The following is a 14,316-nucleotide window of genomic DNA, read 5'->3' as shown; positions in this document are numbered from 1 at the left end:
ATGAAAGAAAAATCAAAACTATTTAAGGTATTTATATATTTTTGCCTGATAGTAATGGCACTATCTATCCTCATACCAGTTATGTGGGTGTTCATGTCATCACTTAAGACAAATACAGAATTTTATCAAAATCCATGGAAACTTCCAGCAAGCTTTTACCTAGACAATTTCAAAGATGCTTGGGAAGCTGCAAATATGGGAGAGTTTTTCCTAAATTCAGTTATGGTTACATTCTTAGGATTAGTGATACTTTTAGCAATTTCCTTACCAGCATCCTATATACTTGCTCGTATGGAATTTAGAGGAAAGTCAATAATTAGCACCATACTTAAAGCAGGTCTTTTTATTAACCTTTCCTATATAGTAATTCCAATATTTATGCTTTTAAGAGATTTAAATAAGATGATAAACCAAGGACCCTTATCAAGTGTTATGGGAGGAGCTTTCCTATTAAATAACAGGTTCGTTCTAGCCCTTATTTATGCAGCAACTGCAGTTCCTTTTACAGTTTATCTACTCACAAATTTCTTCTCATCTATTTCAAAATCTTACGAAGAAGCAGCTTATATAGATGGAGCAGGCTACTTTAGAACCATGGTTGATATAATGATTCCAATGGCAAAACCAGCTGTTATAACAGTAATATTATTTAATTTCTTGTCATTTTGGAATGAGTATATTCTAGCCCTAACCCTTATGACAGACCAAACTAAAAAAACTCTACCAGTAGGTCTTATTAACCTACAACAAGCAGCAAGAGGGGCTGCAAATTATGGTAGACTTTATGCAGGACTCGTAATTGTAATGATACCAACCTTAATAATGTATATACTAGTACAAAAACAACTTACAGAAGGAATGATGGTAGGAGGAGATAAAGGATAATGACCAATCAAAACAAACTATGGGGAAGGTTAACCCTTCCTAGTGAGGAAAATTTCTATAATGAAACTTTGGAAATGCTTGATAAACTTAAGGCAGATGCTATAAGAGATTCTGACGGAACAAAGCTTCCCGATGAGATTAAAGATATAGAAGATGTAGATATATATACAACCTACTTTACAGTAAGAGATATAAATGACTTTGCTGAAAAAAACTTAGATGAGGCTATTAGACTTTATCTTTCAAGTGAATTCAAAACTGCTACATCTGAAAGTCTTGAAATAGACCTACTTGAAGACTACTATGATGAGCAAATAAAAATCGATTACAAATCAGACTATAAAAAATACTGGGAAGTAAGAGATAGGACAACAGGGAAAGTTGTTGATATAAATGATTGGACCCTAGATAAAGATAAGGTCATTGTAAAAACCATACCCTTTCACGACTATTCAGTTTCCTTCCTAGCCTTTGGCATTTGGGATCCAACTCAAATGTATAATTATATAACAAATGATTGGAAAGATGTCCCTCACCACATACCAATGGATGTAAGAGGGGAGAAAACATCAAAATACGTAGAAGAAGCTCTAGAAAAGTGGCTTATAGAAAATCCTAAAACTGATATAGTTAGGTTTACAACATTTTTCTATCATTTTACCCTAGTATTTAACAAAGAGGCTAAGGAAAAATATGTAGACTGGTTTGGATACCTTCATACAGTATCTCCAAATGCCTTAGATAAATTTGAAGCTCAATATGGTTATAGACCATCCCCTGAAGTATTTATAGATGAAGGATATTACAATTCAATGTATAGGAAACCTTCTAAAGAATTTCTAACCTATATAGATTTTGAATCAAAATTTGTAGCTGAGAGGGCAAAAAGACTAGTAGACTTAGTTCACAAATATAACAAAAAAGCTGTAATGTTTTTGGGAGATTCATGGATTGGAATAGAGCCTTTTGGCAAATATTTTAAAGAAATTGGTCTTGATGGAGTAGTAGGTAGTGTTGGAGATGGAATAACTTTAAGACTAATATCCGATATAGACACACAAATGAAAGAGGGAAGATTTTTACCATACTTTTTCCCAGATACCTTTTATGAAGGAAATGATCCATCAATTGAGGCAAGAGATAATTGGATAAAGGCAAGAAGAGCACTTCTAAGAAGTCCATTAGATAGGATTGGATATGGTGGATACTTATCCCTTGCCTACAAATTTAAAGACTTTACAGACTATATAGCAAATATTGCTGATGAATATAGGCTAATCTATGATAAAATTTCAGAAAAGACTCCAAAGGCAAGTGCCAAAGTTGCAATACTAAACTCATGGGGCGAGATAAGACGTTGGGGTTCACACATTGTAGCCCATGGTAAAAGATTTAAACTTGCTTACTCCTATATGGGACTTATGGAAGCCTTATCAGGTATGGATGTAGATGTATCCTTTATAAACTTTGATGATTTAAAAGAAAAAGACCTTAGTGAATTTGATGTGATAATAAATGCTGGAGATGCCTACACAGCATTTTCTGGAGCTGATTATTTTTCTGACAGTAAAATAATCGAAAAATTACGTTCTTATGTTTATAATGGTGGAGGATTTATTGGAGTTGGAGACCCATCAGCATATCAAAAAAATGGCAAATTTTTCCAACTTAGGGATGTCCTTGGTCTTGATGTAGAATGTGGATTCTCACAAGGAAGAAACAAGTATTTCACAAAAGTAGAAGACTCCCACTTTATACTTGAGGATGTAATAGGAAAGATAGACTATGGAGAAGGAAAAGAAAATGTATATGCCATAGATAAGGATACAAGAATTCTAGACTATTACAATGAAGGTGTAAGAATGGCTACAAGAGACTATGGCAAGGGAAGAAGTTTCTATATGGCAGGATGTCCATATTCTTTCCAAAATACAAGGATTATAAAAAGAGCCATCATGTATGTATCTCATAAGGAAGATGAACTTAAAAAATACTTTGCAGAAAGTATATATGCAGAAGTTGCAGCCTTCAAAGGCCTTGATGAGTATTGTATTATAAACAATTCTAATAAGGATATAGAAACAAAAGTATATGATAAAGATGGAAATGTAAAAGATTTAAGTCTTAAATTAGGCGAGATAAAGTGGATTAAGGAGTAGTTATGGATTATTATAAAAAGAAAAAAATGGCCAATTTAATTTTGGGTCTAATTTTCACAATAGCTGTAATTTTACAATTTATAGGACATGCTACTACTGGATATAAGTATTTATTTATCCAAATAATATCACTTGGATTACTATTGCTAGATCTTTACTTATATAACAGGAGATTTTCATAAGAGGGGAAAAATGGCAGGATTAACATTTAAAAACATTTATAAAATATATGATGGCGGAGTAGAAGCTGTAAAAGATTTTAACTTAGAGATAAAAGACGAAGAATTTATAGTTTTTGTAGGACCATCAGGTTGTGGTAAGTCCACAACTCTAAGAATGGTAGCAGGACTAGAAGATATATCAAAAGGTGAGCTTTATATAGGAGATAAGCTTGTAAATGATGTAGAACCAAAGGATAGGGATATAGCTATGGTTTTTCAAAATTATGCCCTCTACCCTCAGATGACTGTAAGAGAAAATATGTCCTATGCCCTAAAGCTTAAAAAATATCCCAAAGACCAAATTGATACCAAGGTTGATCAAGTAGCTAAGGTTTTAGGACTTGAAGAATACCTAGAAAGAAAGCCACAAGCCCTTTCTGGTGGACAAAGACAAAGGGTGGCCCTAGGACGTGCTATAGTTCGTGATCCACAAGTATTCCTAATGGATGAGCCTTTAAGTAACCTTGATGCCAAACTAAGAGTACAAACTAGAGCAGAAATTTCAAGACTACATGAGCAATTAGATACAACATTTATCTATGTAACCCACGACCAAACAGAAGCTATGACAATGGCAGATAGGATTGTAATAATGAATAAAGGGCAAATCCAACAAGTAGCAAGTCCAACAGAAGTATATCAACATCCTATTAACCTTTTTGTAGCAGGATTTATTGGATCTCCTCAGATGAATTTCATAAATACTAGTATAATAAAAGAAGATGGATTATACTTTGCTAAAAATGAATCTAATAAGCTTCCAATAGATATAGTAAAAGGTCAAAAACTAGAAGAGCGTGGCTACTTAGATAAAGAAGTAATACTTGGCATAAGACCAGAACATCTTTATGACCAAAAAAGAGTAACCCCTTGTCAGTTAGAAGGAGAAGTTACCTTTACAGAAATGCTTGGAAGCGAGCAATATGTTTACCTAAATAGTAAAAAAGATAAGTATTTAGCAAAACTTAATATGGATAATCCTATTAGAAAGGCAGATGTGGTAAAATTATACTTAGACCAAGAAAGAATGCATTTCTTTGACCCACAAACAGAAATTAATATTTTAGAAAACTAAAGGATGGTATATGAAAAGAATACTTATAACAGGCGGAGCAGGATTTATTGGCTCACATATAGCAGTAGAGCTTTTAGACAATAATTTTGAAGTTGTAATCTATGACAATCTCTCAAATTCATCAGTAGAAAGCTTAAAAAGAGTAGAAAAAATTACAGGAAAAGATTTAAAATTTTATGAAGCTGATGTTCTCGATAAAGAGAAAATAAAAGAAGTTTTAATAAATGAAAGAATAGATGTAGTAATTCACTGTGCAGCCCTTAAGGCTGTTGGGGAAAGTGTAAAAAAACCACTTGAATACTATCAAAACAACATAACTGGAACTCTTACTCTTCTAGAAGCTATGAAAGAAGTCAATGTTAAAAATATAGTATTCTCATCATCAGCAACAGTTTATGGAGATCCTAAAACTTGCCCCATAACAGAAGATTTTCCAAAAGGCGAATGTACTAACCCTTATGGATGGTCTAAGTCCATGATGGAACAAATAATGACAGATCTTTATGTATCTGACAATGAATGGAAAGTAATCCTACTTAGGTACTTTAATCCAATAGGAGCCCACAAATCTGGACTTATAGGAGAAGATCCAAAGGGTATCCCAAATAACCTCATCCCTTATATAACAGGAGTTGCAATAGGAAAATATGACTATGTTCACGTATTTGGAGATGATTATGATACTAAAGATGGCACAGGAGTAAGAGACTACATCCATGTAGTTGACCTTGCTAAAGGTCATGTTAAGGCAATAGAGGCTATGGATAAGCTCTCAGGAGTGGAAATATTTAACCTTGCTACAGGAGAAGGATATTCAGTTCTTGAAATGATAGAGGCCTTTGAAAAGGCAAGTGGAGTGAAAATTCCATATAAAATAGAAGATAGGCGTGAAGGAGACATTGCAAAATGTTATGCTTCAGCTAAAAAAGCAGAAGATATCCTAGGCTGGGTATGTGAAAATGGCTTAGAGGATATGTGTGAAGATTCTTGGAGATGGCAAAAGAACAATCCTAATGGATATGAGGAGGCGTAAATGAGTACAAGTTTAGTAATACTTGCAGCTGGAATTGGTTCAAGATATGGAAAAGGAGTAAAGCAACTTGCCAAGATGGATGATTTTGGTCATACAATAATGGACTATTCAATCTATGATGCAAAAAAAGTGGGATTCGATAAGGTAGTCTTTATCATAAGAGATGAAATAGAAAGGGACTTTAAAGAAGTTATAGGAGAAAGAATAGAAAAATTAATAGATGTAGAATATGCCTTCCAAAAACAAGAACTTCCAGAAGGATTTGAAGTTCCAAAAAATCGCCTTAAACCTTGGGGTACAGTCCCAGCTGTTATAGATGCCAAAGAATTTATAAATGAGCCATTTTTAATAATAAATGCAGATGACTATTACGGTAGGGAAGTCTTCAAGCTAATGTATGACTACCTAAATAACCCGGAAATTATAGAAAAAAACAAGAAAAAATTACAAGTTTCTATGGCAGGCTATAAATTAAAAAATACCCTATCAAAAAATGGGGCAGTAAATAGGGGAATATGCTTAGAAAATGAAGACCATATGTTAATAGATATTAAAGAAACCCATGGTATAGAAAATAAATATGGAAAAGTGCTTTCTAAGGAAAATCATCCTGAAGATTTCCTAAACCTAGACTCTTTAGTTTCAATGAATGTATGGGCAGCCTTCCCAGAATTCATAGAAATAAGTGAAAAATACTATAAAAACTATTTAGAAAAAAATAGGGATAGACTAATAGATGCAGAATATATCCTACCTAATATGATTGGAGAATTTTTAGAAGATGGTATAGCAGAAGTTAAAGTACTCCCTACAAATGATAAGTGGATAGGAATAACCTACAAGGAAGACTTAAAACCAGCCCAAGAAGAATTCAAAAAAATGTTTAAGGATGGCGTATATAAAGAAAATCTATGGGAGATTTAAATGGCAGAAGTTGTACTTACAAGAATAGATGATAGGCTTTTACATGGCCAAGTTTCAAAAAAATGGCTAAATGAAGTAAAGGCCAATACAATAATAGTAGCAGATGATAAAATAGCAGAAGATAGTGAGAAAATAAAAATCCTAAATGTGGCAACACCTATAGGAATAAAATCATATTTTCTTTCTATAGCTGATGCAATAGATAAATTAAAACACTTAGAAGAAGATATAAGAGCTATACTTTTAGTAGAAAATACCAAATCTGCATTAGAAATTATAGATAAGGGTTTAAATATAGATAAAATAAACTTAGGAAATCAAAGAAGAAGAATAGATACAAAAGAAATCACCCCATCAATCTACTTGAAAGATGAAGAGATAAAAGATTTAGAAAAAATAGAAGAAAAAGGTATAAAAGTGATGATTCTTACCCTTCCAGATGATAAGTTAATAAAAGTTTCTGATATAAATTAAGAAAAAGGCTTTTGCAAGATTTTGCAAAAGCCTAATTTTATATATTATTATATTTATAGTTAAGATAGGTAAAGTCTATATTTATAAATATAAGATTTAAATACCTATAATTTGAGTAAAATAGTTAATTTATATTTAATCATAATGACCCTATGTTTTAAAATTTACTAAAATATAGATATATGTAGAAAAATTATTAATAAGGGTAATAATATATAAGTAAATATTTCATTAAAAGCGAGGGAAAATGAACAATATTTTAAAAAAATCAAGCTATTATGAAGTCTTTGTTGAGTCTTTTTTTGACCATGATAATGACGGAATAGGAGATATAAAAGGATTACAAAATAAATTATCTACAATTAGTCAGATTGGATTTACCTATTGCTTAATACATAATATTTTTTATGAAAATGAAAATTCATATGATTTTTATAAGCTAAAAAAAGAATTGGGAGAAGAAGATGACATAGAAAACCTATGTAAAAAAGCTAAAGAAATTAGGATGAAAATAATCCTAGATTTTAGCTTTCGTGACCTTATTAAATCTTATAAGATAGATATTTTTAAGGATGAATTTTTAGATATAATATCTTATTGGAAAAACAAGGGAGTAAAGGGTATAAGACTTAATGATGTTGATCTTTTCTTTGAAAGATTTGGAGATAATTCTTCTAGTATTTTAAAAGAAATAAAGTCTTTTTGCGAAGAAAATAAATTGATATTTATAATAGGAGTAAGAGATATTTCCCTAATTGATGATGAAAATCTTTCTGATATAGTCTATATATCAAATATAAATTCTATAATAGAAAAAAATAACTATAGGAAATATTACGAACTTTTGGATAAACTTCAAAAAAATACAGAGGAAAAATATATCCACTATGGTATAGATTTAACAAATCTTTCTTATCCTAGGCTAAGTGATAAAATTCTTGATGATGAAGATGAGTCACATGATTTTATGAAGGCTCTTTATATCCTATTATTTTCTCTTAAAACCCTACCTTTCGTTTTTCAAGGCGAAGAGATTGAAGCAAGAAGTGAATATTATATTGATATAGCTAAGATAAATGACAAAAAGATAAAAGCTAGCTATAAAAGTCTTAAAAATAAGGATTTAAGTGAAGATGATATTATAAAGAAGATTAAAAAAACTACTAGCCTATCTAGTAAACTCCCTTTAAGGTGGGAGATGACAGATTTGGGAGGATTTTCAAAAGTTGAAAATTACTATGGGTCTATGGTAAATTATAATAATTCCTACAAGGAGGACTTAAAGAACTTAAATTCATTTTTATACTACATTCATGAACTCATAATGATGAGAAAAATTAATTCAATTTATGGACTAGGTTCTTATGAGAAAATTTATTTTGATGAAAGTGCCTATATCTTTAAAAGATTTTTCAAAGATGAGGAATTTATGGTCTTGGTAAATCTTTCAGATGACTTTGTCCTAATAGATGAAAAAATAGCAGAAGAGATAAAAGATGCCGAAATTATCCTAAATAACAAAAGAGACTTTGAACCTGAGGCCTTAGATGTATACCAAGCGTTAATTTTAAAATTGTAAAACTTTATAGACTAATTAAAAGACAGGTTTTAAGTCCTGTCTTTTAGAATTTTAATCTTTTATAGTAGTACCTGAATCATCAGGCTTGTTGGTATTTAGTATTTTTATAGTAATATTCTTATCCATAACTGGAGCTATGGCATCCTTTTGATAGACACTTGCTCCAGAATTTATTATTTTTTCAAGATCCTTATACTTGAGTTTTTCTATCTTTTTGGCAGTTTTGTCTATGTTGGGATCTGCTGTCATAATTCCAGAAACATCAGTCCAATTTTCATAGACAGATGAGTCTAAGGCTGATGCCAAAATTGATCCAGTATAATCAGAACCTCCTCTTTCAAAAGTTTTTATATGACCATCTTTATTTCCATAAAATCCCGGAACAACCACCTTCATTCCAGCTCTTATATTTTTTCTTATAGCCTCTGTTGTCCTTTCAAAATTAACCTTATTATCTTGGTCAAAATATATTAAATCTTTGCTATCTATAAAATCATAATCAAGGTAGAGGGCAAGGATTTTAGCATTTAAGTACTCACCACGAGATAGGTTAAAGTCCTTATTTAAAGACTCTGACACACTTATAATACAATCATCTATCTCTTTTTTTATATTTTTATTAAGGTCTAAGTCATCTACAATTTCATAAAATCTTTCCCCTATCTTTTCTAAGATTTTATTTTTAATCTCAATTTCTTCATTTTTTACCTTACTTAGTCTTAGTATTTCCTTATCTATATTATTTATCTTCTCATTTGACTCGCTAACCTTTATAAGAAGGTCGGTTACCTTTATATCGTAAGGATTTCTCTTTCCAGGTGCAGATACGACTATTACATTCCTATCGTCTTTTTTATTAATAATTTCCTTAACTCTCCTAAATTGACCCGCATCAGAAAGCGATGAGCCACCAAACTTTGATACTGACTTCTCTTTTATGGAATCTAGCCTATAAGGTGTATTTTGGTATACTGCATAATTTATCCAATTTGAGAAAAAAAGACTTGCTGCTGATTTCCAGCTCATATTTATCTTATCGCTATCTTTAAAATAATAATTTACAGGTTTTTTAGCATATAATCCATTTTTTAAATCTCTCTTATATTCCCTATCAAGAGTATATTTATTATATTCGAAGTGTCCTAGGCTAAAGATAAACCTATAATCACAGCTTGCAGCAAGACTTAGGCCAACCTCATCACTTTCACCCAAAATTTTCAAATCATCTACAAGCTCTACATCCTTTGGATCAATTCCTTTGTACCTTGATTGAGGTATGTTAAAGACATCATCAAAGCCATCCAAAAGCCTAGATTCACTTTCCTTAAAGAAAGGATAAACACCAAATATTTTCTCCTTATAAGAAAAACTATCTATATGGTAGAAATAGTTAAGAGCTGCAAGGGATGCCCAACAGATAAAAATAGTAGAAAAGACATTCTCCCTAGCATAGTCAAATATCATCTTTAGCTCATCCCAATATTTTATATCAGAATAGTCAAGATTTTCTATGGGAGCGCCTGTAATTATCATTCCATCATATTTTTCGTTTTTTATATCTTCATATGACTTATAGAGCTTATTTAATCTTTCATAATTGGAGTGTTTATTTATATATGAATCAGTTCTTATAAAGTCAACCTCTATCTGGAGTGCATGATTTGATATAAGTTTAAGAAGGTCAATTTCTGTCTCTTCCTTATTAGGCATAAGATTTACTATGGCAATCTTTAAAGGCCTTATGTCCTGACTTTTTGCCCTAGATTTATCAATGGTAAAAATGTCTTCTTTTTCTAAAATTTCCTTTTTAATTAATTCTTCAGATAATATAACTGGCATAATATTCCTTTCTATATACAAAAAAGAGCCTTCGACCAAAGGACGAAGACTCGTGTTACCACCTTATTTTTCTAATATCTCACGATAATAGACTTAGTAGGTATCAAACAATACCATCTGCTATAAGGGGCACACCCCTAGCAAGCTACATATCGCAAGCCAACAATAAAAGGCCATCTTCACTTACAAAAAATCTACTTATCTCACCACAACTAAGCTCTCTTAAATCATCTTTATAAGTTACTCTTCTTTTTTATGTTCTGATTTATTTTTATATATATTATCATAATAAAAAAAATAAGTCAATATAATTAAATAATATTTTGCAATAAAGCCTAAGTTAATCAAATTTACTAACATATAAAAATAAGTATAAAGTAATAAAAAACAAACATTTATAAACAAATACCATTTTGATAAATTCATCGTAGTCGGTATTATAATATATAGAAAGTACAAGGAGAAGAAGATGTTTTATAAAGCAGATTATGTAATATTAGAAGACAGTGTTGGAAAAGAATTATATATAGAAGTTGAAAATGCAAAAGTAAAATCAATTTCAAAAAATGAACCAGAAGAATATGAATACTTAGAAGGAATTCTTGCTCCAGGTCTTGTAGATACTCATATCCATGGTTACAAAAATAAGGATATAATGAATGCTGAAAAAGGAGCACTAAATGTAATAAGTGAGGGACTTTTAGAATGTGGTGTTACAAGTTTTTTACCAACAACTCTTACAGATACAACAGAGAGACTAAATGATGCAGTAAAACTTGTAGGAGATGAATACAAGGATGTAACAGGTGCTAAAGTTCGCGGAATATTCCTAGAAGGACCATTTTTTACAGAAAAATACAAGGGTGCTCAAAATGAAAAATATATGTCAGATCCTGATATAGAAAAGCTTAAAAAATGGAAAGAATTGTCAAATGGACTTGTAAATAAAATTGCCCTAGCTCCAGAAAGAAAAGGGGTAAAAGACTTCATTAAAAAAGCTAATGCTATGGGAGTAAAAGTTGCACTAGGACATTCTGATGCAAGTTATGATGAGGCTATGGAAGCAATTGATGCAGGAGCTAATATCTTTGTTCACACCTTCAATGGTATGAGTGGACTTCACCATAGATTGCCAGGAATGGTGGGAGCAGCCATGAATTCTGATGCTTATTCAGAACTAATTTGTGATGGTCATCATGTAAACCCAGCATCAGCTGAAATTCTTATAGATAAAAAAGGCTATGATAGAATTGTTCTAATTACAGATTGTATGATGGCAGGTGGTATGGCAAATGGTAATTATAAACTTGGAGAATTTCCAGTTAAGGTAGAAAATGGTACAGCAAGACTAGAATCAGGCTCCTTGGCTGGTTCAATCTTAAAACTTAAAGAAGCTGTTAAAAATGTTTATGATTGGGATATAGTAGATGTTTATGAAGCAGTTCAAATGGCAAGTTTAATGCCAGCTAAATCTGTAGATATAGATGATGTATGTGGAAAGATAAAGGTAGGCTATGATGCAGACTTTATCTTGCTAGATGATGAACTAAATCTAAAAGCAACTTTCCTAAATGGAGAGAAAAGATACGAGATATAGAAAATAATATAAGATAAAATATTGTAGAAAGTATTAATACTTGGAAATTTGCAATTAAAACACAAGACTTTAAGAATAAATAAAGGGGCTGTTGCAAAATTATGAATTTCTATCGTTGCATCATTTCAAGTTACTCCTAGACAATTTGAGAATAGCCTGCCGGCTCATGGAGGCCAAATTGTCGTAGAGGGACTTGAAATGATATTGCAACGATTAATTCATTTTGCAACAGCCCCTTAAATAATATAAAGTTATTTCCTTACTTTATAAAATCCTATATTATTGTATTGCTTTCTAAATACCATCTTCAAAATCATCTGTATTTATATTGTTTTCTTCCGATTTATATGAAACTATTGATTCTCTTCCTATATTTAATATATCATCAACACATTCGTCAATATTATTTCCCTCACTATTTATAGCTTGAAATAAAAGAGCAAAGTTTAGACCTGCCAAAACTCTCACATTATCAAATTCACCTAAAGTCATTACTGCTCTATTAAAAGGGGTTCCACCAGCTAAGTCTGCCAAAACTATAACATTATCATATTCCTTTAATGATTCGTAATTTTCTTTAAGTTTTTTATCAAAGAGATTTAAGTCGTCATTTTCTTTGAATTCTTGTATTCTTACATTATCAAAGTCACCAGCTATCATTTTAATAGCTGAGTAAATTCCACTAGCAAGTGAGGCGTGACTTACTGCTATTACTGCATTTGTCATTAAAATACTCCTATATATGCACCAACAATTCCAAGAACTAGTAAAAATCCGATACATTTAATAGGTGTCCATTTTCTCTTAGTCAATAAGAAGAATAATAAAAGTGTAATAGAAAGTGGAACAAGATCAGGAATTATTCCGTCTAGCACTTCTTGGATTTTAACCTTTACTGGTTGTTCTTCATATGTGTTAAATTCTATTTCTGATTTTCCATTTCCTAAATCTCTTATTACTGCACCATCATTTAACTCTTTTTTCTCCTTATCCTTGTATAATAGATCATCATATTGAGATATTTCATTATTATTTACGATAGTATCTACAAGTACAGGAGTATTTGTTGTACCATTGTCTACTTCAAGAGCTATTGATGTATCCCCATATACACTTACAAGTGCTCCAACAACTATAACACCAAGGATTGATGCAGCTCTTGTAAATTCTTTTGCATTTTCAGTCAAGATATCAATTGCAGACTCACCCATTTTATATGACCAATTCATTAGCCAGAATCTTAGGGCAAATTGACAAATATTAAACACTGTAAAAAATAGAATCGGTCCAGCTATAGAACCCTGTAATGCCATATTAGAAGAAATTCCTGCAACTATCGGCACAAGTGTAAACCAGAAAATAGCATCTCCAATACCACCCAAAGGTCCCATTGCTGCAACTCTTACGGCTCTTATTGTTGGTATTTCAACTTTGTTTTGTTCAAGAGAAAGTATAATACCCATAACAAATGTAACAAGGAAAGGGTGAGTATTGAAAAACTCAAGGTTATGTGTCATAGATTTTGACAAGTCTTCTTTGTTAGTGTGTATTTTTTCAAGACCTGGCAAAATTGAATATAACCATCCTCCAGCTTGCATTCTTTCATAGTTAAAAGATGCTTGTAGAAAAAGTGATCTCCAAACCATCTTATTTAAAGTTTTTTGATCTAGCTTTGGACTAGGGTTAGTGTCCTTATAAGAGTTCATATCATTATATTCCATCTTCTTCTCCTCCTTCGAAACCTCCACTAACACTTGCACTCTTTAGTTTTAAGTGGATTTGATAATCCCAGAAAGCAATGGCAAAGCCAATAAGTGAAATGATTAATAAAGCTGATCCTGATAAAGAATCATTTGCCATAACTATAACTGCAAGGGAAAATCCAACAAAGAAAAATCCCCAAAGATCTCTTGACACCATAAGTCTTAATAAAACTGCAAAACCAACAAACTTCATCATTCCACCAGCTACTCCAAGTCCATGCATTAGAGTTTCTGGAATTTTTTCAGCAAGTTTTGCTCCGAAAGATGAACCAGCTATAAAGAATAATACTACTATTATTCCAAAAATAGTTCCTAAAAGAGCCATAGATAAGTAATTAATCCTTTCTATTCCCTTAGGGTTAGCTTCTTTGGCATATTGATCAGCCTTTGACATAACAGGACTCATTAAAGTAAATATAATTGTAACACCATATTGTCCTAAAAGAGCAAATGGAATAGCAGCAGCTGCAGCTGCGTTTGGACTAAGCCCTGATGTAATTGCAAAAATTACAGCAACAATACCGCCTATAATTGCATTTGGAGGTTGAGCTCCACCTACAGGCATATTTCCTATAGTCATTAATTGGTAAGTTGCACCAACAACTAGACCTGTTTGCATATCGCCTAAGATTGCTCCTATAACAGGACCTGTAATAATCGGTTGATATAATGACTCTAGGAAAGAGAATTGGTCGATAGCTACTACGAAAGTAACTAAGAATATTAAAATTATTTGTATTATATTAAAGTTCATTAAATTCTCCTAG

At 31.6% G+C, this 14,316-nt stretch carries 13 protein-coding genes; 9 read left to right on the top strand and 4 right to left on the bottom strand.

The window, feature by feature from the left end:
* The 8 genes from HV819_RS04150 (at position 1) to HV819_RS04115 (ending at position 8,350) form a co-directional block, all read left to right on the top strand.
* A complete protein-coding gene (locus tag HV819_RS04150) occupies positions 1–885 on the top strand; it encodes a carbohydrate ABC transporter permease (protein WP_176269588.1) in 885 nt (294 codons plus the stop codon).
* Complete coding sequence (gene gnpA / locus HV819_RS04145; RefSeq protein ID WP_176269587.1) at positions 885–3,044, top strand: 1,3-beta-galactosyl-N-acetylhexosamine phosphorylase; 2,160 nt, start codon at positions 885–887, stop codon at positions 3,042–3,044. The genes HV819_RS04150 and gnpA overlap by 1 nt, the downstream gene beginning before the upstream one ends.
* 2 nt (positions 3,045–3,046) lie before the next feature.
* A complete protein-coding gene (locus HV819_RS04140; protein WP_176269586.1) occupies positions 3,047–3,226 on the top strand; it encodes a DUF6903 family protein in 180 nt (59 codons plus the stop codon).
* Between the two features lie 10 nt (positions 3,227–3,236).
* Positions 3,237–4,340 carry an ABC transporter ATP-binding protein gene (locus tag HV819_RS04135; protein WP_176269585.1) on the top strand — a complete coding sequence of 368 codons (1,104 nt, stop codon included), beginning with the start codon at positions 3,237–3,239 and terminating at the stop codon, positions 4,338–4,340.
* 10 nt (positions 4,341–4,350) lie between these two features.
* Positions 4,351–5,373, top strand: a complete 1,023-nt coding sequence (gene galE, locus HV819_RS04130; protein WP_176269584.1) for a UDP-glucose 4-epimerase GalE — start codon at positions 4,351–4,353, stop codon at positions 5,371–5,373.
* Positions 5,374–6,297 (top strand): sugar phosphate nucleotidyltransferase, encoded by a 924-nt coding sequence (locus HV819_RS04125; protein ID WP_176269583.1) that lies wholly within the window; start codon positions 5,374–5,376, stop codon positions 6,295–6,297.
* On the top strand, positions 6,298–6,771 hold the full coding sequence (locus tag HV819_RS04120) for a PTS system mannose/fructose/N-acetylgalactosamine-transporter subunit IIB (RefSeq protein WP_176269582.1): 474 nt from the start codon (positions 6,298–6,300) through the stop codon (positions 6,769–6,771). It abuts the gene before it with no gap.
* Positions 6,772–7,018: 247 nt separating this feature from the next.
* Positions 7,019–8,350: an alpha-amylase family protein gene (locus HV819_RS04115; RefSeq protein ID WP_176269581.1), complete on the top strand. Its 1,332-nt coding sequence runs from the start codon at positions 7,019–7,021 to the stop codon at positions 8,348–8,350.
* A gap of 51 nt (positions 8,351–8,401) precedes the next feature.
* On the opposite strand, the gene HV819_RS04110 is transcribed toward HV819_RS04115, so the two are convergent.
* Positions 8,402–10,189, bottom strand: coding sequence for a homoserine O-acetyltransferase/O-succinyltransferase family protein (locus HV819_RS04110; RefSeq protein WP_176269580.1), 1,788 nt, complete (start codon positions 10,187–10,189; stop codon positions 8,402–8,404).
* A gap of 469 nt (positions 10,190–10,658) precedes the next feature.
* On the opposite strand from HV819_RS04110, the gene nagA reads away from it, so the two are divergent.
* A complete protein-coding gene (nagA, locus tag HV819_RS04105) occupies positions 10,659–11,786 on the top strand; it encodes an N-acetylglucosamine-6-phosphate deacetylase (RefSeq protein ID WP_176269579.1) in 1,128 nt (375 codons plus the stop codon).
* 294 nt (positions 11,787–12,080) lie between these two features.
* On the opposite strand, the gene HV819_RS04100 is transcribed toward nagA, so the two are convergent.
* From HV819_RS04100 to HV819_RS04090, 3 genes are read right to left on the bottom strand one after another with little or no spacing between them, the layout of a single operon-like run.
* Positions 12,081–12,512 (bottom strand): PTS sugar transporter subunit IIA, encoded by a 432-nt coding sequence (locus tag HV819_RS04100; protein WP_154539713.1) that lies wholly within the window; start codon positions 12,510–12,512, stop codon positions 12,081–12,083.
* Positions 12,512–13,507, bottom strand: a complete 996-nt coding sequence (locus HV819_RS04095; protein ID WP_154539711.1) for a PTS system mannose/fructose/sorbose family transporter subunit IID — start codon at positions 13,505–13,507, stop codon at positions 12,512–12,514. The genes HV819_RS04100 and HV819_RS04095 overlap by 1 nt, the downstream gene beginning before the upstream one ends.
* The gene (locus HV819_RS04090) at positions 13,497–14,303 is read right to left on the bottom strand and encodes a PTS mannose/fructose/sorbose/N-acetylgalactosamine transporter subunit IIC (protein WP_176269578.1); all 807 of its coding nucleotides are present in this window, start codon (positions 14,301–14,303) and stop codon (positions 13,497–13,499) included. Before HV819_RS04090 ends, HV819_RS04095 begins: the two co-directional genes overlap by 11 nt.
* Positions 14,304–14,316 lie beyond the last annotated feature (13 nt).

It is taken from the genome of Anaerococcus faecalis, assembly GCF_013371425.1.
GTDB classification, from domain to species: Bacteria; Bacillota; Clostridia; order Tissierellales; family Peptoniphilaceae; genus Anaerococcus; species Anaerococcus porci.
Note: the sequence above shows the minus strand (reverse complement) of the source record. Positions and strands in the feature narration are given on the sequence as shown.

Coding starts and splice junctions, on each gene's coding strand:
- HV819_RS04150 (WP_176269588.1), top strand. CDS start 1: ATGAAAGAAAAATCAAAACTATTTAAGGTATTTATATATTTTTGCCTG.
- nagA (WP_176269579.1), top strand. CDS start 10,659: ATGTTTTATAAAGCAGATTATGTAATATTAGAAGACAGTGTTGGAAAA.
- HV819_RS04095 (WP_154539711.1), bottom strand. CDS start 13,507: ATGGAATATAATGATATGAACTCTTATAAGGACACTAACCCTAGTCCA.
- HV819_RS04140 (WP_176269586.1), top strand. CDS start 3,047: ATGGATTATTATAAAAAGAAAAAAATGGCCAATTTAATTTTGGGTCTA.
- HV819_RS04110 (WP_176269580.1), bottom strand. CDS start 10,189: ATGCCAGTTATATTATCTGAAGAATTAATTAAAAAGGAAATTTTAGAA.
- gnpA (WP_176269587.1), top strand. CDS start 885: ATGACCAATCAAAACAAACTATGGGGAAGGTTAACCCTTCCTAGTGAG.
- HV819_RS04090 (WP_176269578.1), bottom strand. CDS start 14,303: ATGAACTTTAATATAATACAAATAATTTTAATATTCTTAGTTACTTTC.
- HV819_RS04115 (WP_176269581.1), top strand. CDS start 7,019: ATGAACAATATTTTAAAAAAATCAAGCTATTATGAAGTCTTTGTTGAG.
- HV819_RS04135 (WP_176269585.1), top strand. CDS start 3,237: ATGGCAGGATTAACATTTAAAAACATTTATAAAATATATGATGGCGGA.
- galE (WP_176269584.1), top strand. CDS start 4,351: ATGAAAAGAATACTTATAACAGGCGGAGCAGGATTTATTGGCTCACAT.
- HV819_RS04120 (WP_176269582.1), top strand. CDS start 6,298: ATGGCAGAAGTTGTACTTACAAGAATAGATGATAGGCTTTTACATGGC.
- HV819_RS04100 (WP_154539713.1), bottom strand. CDS start 12,512: ATGACAAATGCAGTAATAGCAGTAAGTCACGCCTCACTTGCTAGTGGA.
- HV819_RS04125 (WP_176269583.1), top strand. CDS start 5,374: ATGAGTACAAGTTTAGTAATACTTGCAGCTGGAATTGGTTCAAGATAT.